The sequence below is a fragment of the Hyella patelloides LEGE 07179 genome, from assembly GCF_900659865.1.
Lineage (GTDB): Bacteria > Cyanobacteriota > Cyanobacteriia > Cyanobacteriales > Xenococcaceae > Hyella > Hyella patelloides.
Genome location: NZ_LR213785.1, coordinates 43361 through 50685, shown reverse-complemented (window position 1 = coordinate 50685; position 7325 = coordinate 43361). Strand labels below are relative to the sequence as shown.

Here is a 7325-nt window from a genome sequence, read left to right as displayed (position 1 = left end):
GAATGTCAGCTGTATCTTTGAAGTTTTCAATCGCTGTTTCGATAGCTTCTTTAACTTTAATAGATTGTTCTAATCCTTATTTTATTTCCAAAATATTTACCCTATATCTTAAAATAGCTAAAAAAAAGGAATAGCTTCTTAAAACTATCCCTTTTCTTGAAGATTAATTAACGAGTTTTATTTATTTAAACTCTCAAGTAAATAAGAACTCTGGAATTAGATTTGAGGTACAAATCTTTCTTTTTCAGGAACTTCAGTGTATTCTGCCACAATCTGACGGAATTTATCGCCACTGATAGTTTCCTTCTCAATTAGTAACTCTACTAAACGATCCACAACTTCTCTATTATCACGAACAATCCTACGAGCAACTTGGTGGGAATGTTCGATGATTTGACGTACTTGGTCATCAATACGAGAAGCTACTTCTTCAGAGTACTCTGAACGAGACATTAAGCCACCACCAAGGAAAACTTCTCCACCTTGTCCTTCTAAAGATAGGGGTCCAAGATCGCTCATTCCAAAACGAGTTACCATCTGACGCGCCATCTCAGTAACTTGCTGTAAGTCACCGCCAGCACCAGTAGTTACTTCATCGTAACCAAAGATTTCTTCTTCTGCTGCACGACCACCCATTGCACCAGCAATCCGTGCCATTAGTTGAGAGCGAGAGATTAAGCCTTGTTCTTCATCGGGGGTAAACCAGGTCAAACCTTGAGCCTGTCCGCGAGGAATTAGAGTTACTTTCTGTACGGGGTCATGGTCTTTTACTAGAGTACCAACGATCGCGTGTCCTACTTCATGGTAGGCAATTAAACGCTTGCTCTTACCATCTACCAAAGGAGTACCTTCCATACCCGCTACTACACGGTCTACTGCATCATCAATTTCTGCCATCGTAACGGCGGTTTTACGTCTTCTAGCAGTGAGAATTGCAGCTTCATTAAGCAAGTTAGCTAAATCAGCACCAGAGAATCCAGGAGTACGACGAGCGATTGTATCTAGAGAAACTTCCTCAGAGATTTTTTTGTCTCTAGCGTGAACTTCTAAAATTTCGAGACGACCTTTAATATCGGGGTTGTCTACCATTACCTGACGGTCAAAACGACCAGGACGCATTAAAGCAGAGTCTAAGACATCAGCACGGTTAGTCGCAGCAATGATAATGATGCCACTATTGCCTTCAAAACCATCCATTTCGGTAAGTAACTGGTTAAGAGTTTGTTCTCTCTCATCGTTACCACCACCAATACCAGCACCTCTTTGACGACCTACTGCGTCAATCTCATCAATGAAGATTAAACAAGGAGCGTTTTCTTTAGCTTTTTTGAAGAGGTCACGGACGCGGGAAGCACCCACACCAACAAACATCTCTACGAATTCAGAACCAGAAATACTGAAGAAAGGGACACCAGCTTCACCAGCGATCGCTTTTGCTAGTAAAGTTTTACCAGTTCCAGGAGGACCGATTAACAAGACACCTTTAGGAATTTGCGCTCCAACTGCGGTAAAGCGTTCGGGTTGTTTTAAGAAAGTAACGACTTCTTGTAATTCTTCTTTAGCTTCTTCGATACCAGCGACATCATCAAACATTACGCCAGTTTTAGCTTCCATCTGGAAACGAGCGCGGGATTTTCCAAAACTCATTGCCTGACCAGGGCCACCAGGCATATTATTGGAACGACGGAATAAGAAGAACAAGGCAGAAATTAGTAAGATCGGGAAAATTAAGTTGCCTAAAAGTCCCCAGATTGCACCATCATTATTTACAGGATGGTAGTCAAAATTAACATCTGCTTCTCTCAACTTAGAAATTAATTCTGGAGAGTTTGCAGGTAAATCTACTCTCAATTTTTGTAGACGTTCATCTATCTCAGGATCCATTGCTTGGACAATAGCTGTTCTGCCATTTTCATATAACTCAACGCTAGCAACTTTTCCTGTATTTAGATAGTCTAGAAAACGACCATAGGTCATGCGAGTGCTAGCAGTATTACTACCTAAACTGTTAGTGTTGGGGGAGACAGTTCCTTGAATGAGAAAAATACCCACTACTAAAAGAGGTAGTGTCCAAAGTAATATAACTCTCCACGAAAATTTTTTCATAAGTTGAATTTTGTTGAATTTGAATATTTTTTATAACGTTTGTTGAGGTGCTTCACCTACCTTCTTGCAATACATGATTTTGATTGTCTTGTCAAGGCAGTAGGTTTTTAGTCGCCTGTTACTTAACTAAATTTAACGTAATTCTCATCTTGAAAGCAAGTTAACTTAAGAAACAAGGATCGAGGAACGAGGAAAGAGGAGTTATCTTGAGGTTTTACAAGAAACTCCAATTGAGGGTGAAATAAAGACCATCTTCTTGTAAAGAATCTCCTTGAGTATCCACATCTACTAGGGGAATACCCCAGTCAAGACGAGCATTGAAGCCATTTCCCGCACTAAAATTCAGTCCAATCCCGATAGATGCTAAAAAATCATTATCTATTTCTAGATCGTCACTATTCCAGATTGTTCCCATATCGATAAAGGGAGTAAGCTGCACAACTCCATCAATTTTTCTGAGATGAAATAAAGGGATTCGTATTTCGGCTGAAGCAAATAACCCATTGTCTCCCAATGCAAAGTCTTGACGATAACCGCGAACACTATCAAAACCACCAACACGGAATTGTTCTAGGGGAACTAATTCGGTACTACTTAATTGGATATCTCCTCGGAGTAAAAACAAAAAATCTTCATCTAAACGACGTACCCACTGGGATTGACCCCGCCAAGAAAAAAAGGTACTATCGGGAATACCATCAACATTTTGAGTTGCACCAAAAACATCTAAACCAACACTAAATTGCGATCGCAAAGCCAATACTTTTGTATCATCACGATTGACATATTCTTGGAAAAAGCGCAAAGCACCGATTTTGGTTTCTCCATCTGCGCTAGCACCATTGGACAAACGAAACGGAGTGTCTAATAGTCTAGTGTTACTTTCTTGGAAAGAGAAAGATAGTCCTAAAGCCAACTCTTCTTCTGGAGTACCAATTAAGGGTTGACGTATCCCTAGTTCGTAATATTCGGACTCTGATTCGATATCTAAAGCTGTAAATGGCTCTTCGATTACTTCATTACTGCTTGTACCGTAAGCTACCCGAAATGTGCCATTACTGGCGTTCAAAGGTAGGGTATAAGAAGTATCAATACTGTCACTACCTTCTGTATTAGTATAGTCAAAGGTTATTCTGTCCCCAAAGCCCAGCAAATTTGAGTGAACAAACCCTACACCACGGCGATTTGTTCCCACACTAGGAGAGCGTTTATTATCAAATCTAGTAGTTATCTTAAAAGGGTCGGCTTCTTCAATGGCTACTTCTAGTAAACTTGTTCCAGGGCTGATACCTGCGGACAATTCAGCAGAAACATTTTTAACTAAAGGATCGATTCGTAACATCTGTAGAGCTTCCAATAGCGATTCTACATTCACTGGTGTTCCTGCATTTTTCTCGATTCGCGCTCGAATATAATCAGAGTCAAGACGCTTGGTTCCTGTAACATTAATAGCTTCTAATTTGCCTTCTAGGATAGAAATAGTAACTTTTCCTCCTTCTAGCTCTTGGGGAGGTATATAAGCACCAGAATTAACATAACCTTTGTCTGTATATAACTTTGTAATGGCAGAACGGGCTTGATATAGTTCTGATAGAGAAAGAGGACGATTTTGATACTCTGCAAGTATCGCAGATAATTCTTCTTCGCTGAAAACACTACTTCCGACTACCTCAAAGCTTTCAACTGTTATTTGTTGGGGTACAGTATCAGCAGAAAGCGGATTAGAGTCAGATTCTTTTTTAGGTGATACTTCAAGTAATACGGGCGGAGAATCTTCATTAGTATCCGAGTCGGAAGGGGTCAACTCTTCGGTAAAAGTATATTCGTGCTGATTAGAAACTTTTTGTTGCTTTGTCTCTTGTGCTTGTAAAGATTGAGTATCCGTAATAATGCCTAATGCAACCAGGGAAGCCAACCAAGTAAAAGAATGATTGCCTTTGATGGTAGTTTTTGCGTGTGACAAGTTCCAAAAAGTTTTATACATCAGAATCAATACTTAAATAAATATAGCCTTAATCAGCGTCGTAAATATAGAATTCCCGAAAAAGACCAATAAATAACACTCCAGAGACATTATTTTGTCTCAATACTGATAGTGTCAACAATGAAAAATACTGATGATTGGCGAATCGCCCGTACGAGGAGTCACTGAGTCAGTTTTCTGGTTCTTTTTTGTCGTTTTTATCGCAATAATTTAATTTGTCAATGATTGAACTACTACAATACTTCAGACAGAGATCGCAGCAGCTTAAGTAATTATCGGGTTATGGTAAAAAAAATATTTTTATAACCTAAAAAATTTAGTTTAATGCCAATTGTTGAATCATCACAAATATTAATTCGTTTAGCTTGCCCTCAAGATAGAAAAGAGATTATTCAACTAGAAAAGCTAGCTATCAAAAATTTATGTCAAGATATTTATAATCAAAAAAAAATTGATAATTTAACTAAGCAAATTAATCATCTTCGCTTTAATGATGAAGTTGTTTTTGTCGCTGAGAAGGACAATAATATTCTTGGGTTTGCTTCTTTATTGAGCTATCGCCAAACTGTAAGAACTCTTTATGTGCAACATAGTTTAATCCATCAAGAAATTGGTACTAAGTTATTAAATGCTATAGAAGTAGAAGCAATTAAGCGAAAAATTCAAATTTTAAAGGTCACTTCTTCTCTAACAGAACGCTCGTTTTACAATTCACAAGGATATCAAGAAGTTGCTGTTTGTCATTTGGGAAAAATGGATATTTTAATACCATGTATTGCCATGCAAAAAAGATTAAGAGCCTCATCTCAGTCTTATTGGAGAATACATTTTTTATTACGGGTAATTATAGCCATGATACCTAATACTTTATTTATTTTATTAGTACTTTAAAAATAAATCGATCTTTTCCTTAATATCACGGTAGCGCAGAACTCTTTTTAATGAGTATGGTTAAAGAAATCTTAAGCCATTGGTATTCTGTGATTCGCCTATGCAACTTCCTAAATTTTTCCTCGGTACAGTAATTATGTTTTGGGGATGGCAAACTGGTTTATGGATGATGGCGTTACCAATGGCGTTAATTTACGAGATATCCTCTGTTCTTGATTGGCGATGGCATTTCACGACTAAGCATTTTCGTCAGGTTTCTAATCTTTGTACAGTGATTTTGGTGATAGTGCTAATCTATCTTTGGAATCAAGATGCTTCTTTGCAATTTATTTTTCTTTTCTTCCAATGGCTACCTGTAATTTGTTTTCCTCTATTGGCAGCACAGGCTTATTCTGATGGTAAAGGGATTGATATCCGCGCCTTGTTATTTCTCAAGGAAAAGCCTCAAATCAAACAACAAAAAGCAACCATACTGAGTTTACATTATCCTTTTTTAGCTATTTGTTTGATTTCAGCTAGTGCAGGAAATACTAGAGATATTGCTTTTTATGTAGGGTTAGTCACATTTTTGGCGATCGCTTTATGGTTCATGCGTTCTCACAGAAATTCGGCGATCGTTTGGATTAGTATTATGTTATTAGCTGCTACTATGGGTTTTTTTGGTCATCTTACTCTACACAATGCCCATTTAGCTCTTGAAAAAAGTACTAGACAATGGATTAGAAATTTTTATCACTATCATAGTAGTAATCCTACTCAAAGAAGTACCGCTATTGGTGATATTGGAGCAGTTAAATTAACCAACAAAATAGTGTTAAGGGTTAAACCTGATGAGGAAAATTTAGAGCCAAAACTATTAAGAAGAGTTACTTATAATAATTATATTTCTGGTATTTGGTTAGCAGTAAAATCAGAATTTGAACCTTTAAAATTAAGTTCTAATATTGTTAGTGTTTTACCAGAGAAACAACTAACTCAGAAAGGTCTTGACCGACGCTCTAGTAAAGCAAAAAATCGAGTAATTATTTATCGTTTTTTAGAAGAAGGTAAGAATTTATTGAACTTACCAGATGGTACACAAAAGATTGAACAACTACCTGTAGAAAAAGTAGAACAAAATCAATACGGGACAGTTCAAGTTCAAGGAGAATCTCGATTAGCAACCTATAAAGTAACCTACGAGCGAGATTTCATTAATGATGGTGTTCCCACAGAAGAAGATTTAGAAGTCCCAAAATCAGAGTTACCAGCTATTAAAAACATAGTCCAAGAATTAAACTTACAAGGAAAGTCAGAACAAGAAATATTAGATACTGTATATAATTTCTTTAATACCAATTTCACTTATTCGTTGCAGTTAGCTCGTCAAGGACATCATAAAACACCTCTTTCTGCCTTTTTACTAGAAAATCGTTCTGGTCATTGTGAATATTTTGCCACTGCTACAGCATTATTATTAAGAGCAGCAGGAATTCCCACTCGTTACGCGATCGGTTATTCTGTTCATGAATACAGTTCTTTAGAGAAGCAATTCATTGTGAGAGGACGTAATGCTCATGCTTGGAATTTAGTTTATATAAATGGTGCTTGGCAACAATTTGATACTACTCCTAGTAATTGGATAGAAGTAGAAGATAATAATGCTTCCAGTTTAGTTATTATTAAAGATTTTTTCTCTTGGTTGGGTTTTAAAATAGCTCAATTTAGTGAATTAGTAAAAGCACTTACAAAAACCAAGTCTTTCTGGTTCATTGTGATTCCCATACTACTAATTTTATTATTATGGTTATTGCGAAAACGTGACTTAAATGGCTTACAGCTTCAAAGAGTAACTACAGCAACTACTGATTATGTTTTAGTTGGTGCAGATTCAGAAATTTATTTAATTGAAAAGGCTTTACAAGAGTCAGGATACATTCGTAATAATTATGAAAGTTGGCAACAATGGCTAATTAGGTTACAGCAAAATAAGCAACTGACTTCTGAATTAATTGCAGACTTAAAAGTAATTATTAAGCTACATTATTGCTATCGTTTCGACCCTCAAGGTATCGATCGCGTTACTAGAGAAAAGTTAAAGTCAGCTACAGAATCTTGGTTAGCTAAATATCAAAATTTTAATAATGAAGCTGCTAATAGCTCACGGGAAAATAATTCAGTTAAAAACTAGATTTACTATCCTAAAAATTATCTCTCAATATTAGTGATAAAAATTGTCCACAGGTAAATACAAATAAACTATTAATAAAGTAGAACTACTTATTCTATTTTTTCCTAACAATTGAAAATATAGGTTAAAAGACCTTTATAAATGTCCCAAAGTATGTGAATATATGTGAAGTTC

The 7325-nt window shown here is 36.5% G+C and carries 4 protein-coding genes; 2 read left to right on the top strand and 2 right to left on the bottom strand.

Annotated features, from left to right (window positions below; all coding sequences use genetic code 11):
• Window positions 1-216: 216 nt before the first annotated feature.
• Both ftsH2 and H1P_RS05390 read right to left on the bottom strand, forming a co-directional pair.
• Entirely contained in the window at window positions 217-2106 is a 1890-nt protein-coding gene (gene ftsH2, locus H1P_RS05395; protein ID WP_144864899.1) for an ATP-dependent zinc metalloprotease FtsH2, read from the bottom strand.
• A gap of 214 nt (window positions 2107-2320) precedes the next feature.
• Entirely contained in the window at window positions 2321-4090 is a 1770-nt protein-coding gene (locus H1P_RS05390; protein ID WP_144864897.1) for a ShlB/FhaC/HecB family hemolysin secretion/activation protein, read from the bottom strand.
• A gap of 324 nt (window positions 4091-4414) precedes the next feature.
• On the opposite strand from H1P_RS05390, the gene H1P_RS05385 reads away from it, so the two are divergent.
• On the top strand, window positions 4415-4981 hold the full coding sequence (locus H1P_RS05385) for a GNAT family N-acetyltransferase (RefSeq protein WP_144864895.1): 567 nt from the start codon (window positions 4415-4417) through the stop codon (window positions 4979-4981).
• Between the two features lie 100 nt (window positions 4982-5081).
• Entirely contained in the window at window positions 5082-7151 is a 2070-nt protein-coding gene (locus tag H1P_RS05380; protein ID WP_144864893.1) for a transglutaminase-like domain-containing protein, read from the top strand.
• Window positions 7152-7325: the final 174 nt, after the last annotated feature.

Coding starts and splice junctions, on each gene's coding strand:
- ftsH2 (WP_144864899.1), bottom strand. CDS start 2,106: ATGAAAAAATTTTCGTGGAGAGTTATATTACTTTGGACACTACCTCTT.
- H1P_RS05390 (WP_144864897.1), bottom strand. CDS start 4,090: ATGTATAAAACTTTTTGGAACTTGTCACACGCAAAAACTACCATCAAA.
- H1P_RS05385 (WP_144864895.1), top strand. CDS start 4,415: ATGCCAATTGTTGAATCATCACAAATATTAATTCGTTTAGCTTGCCCT.
- H1P_RS05380 (WP_144864893.1), top strand. CDS start 5,082: ATGCAACTTCCTAAATTTTTCCTCGGTACAGTAATTATGTTTTGGGGA.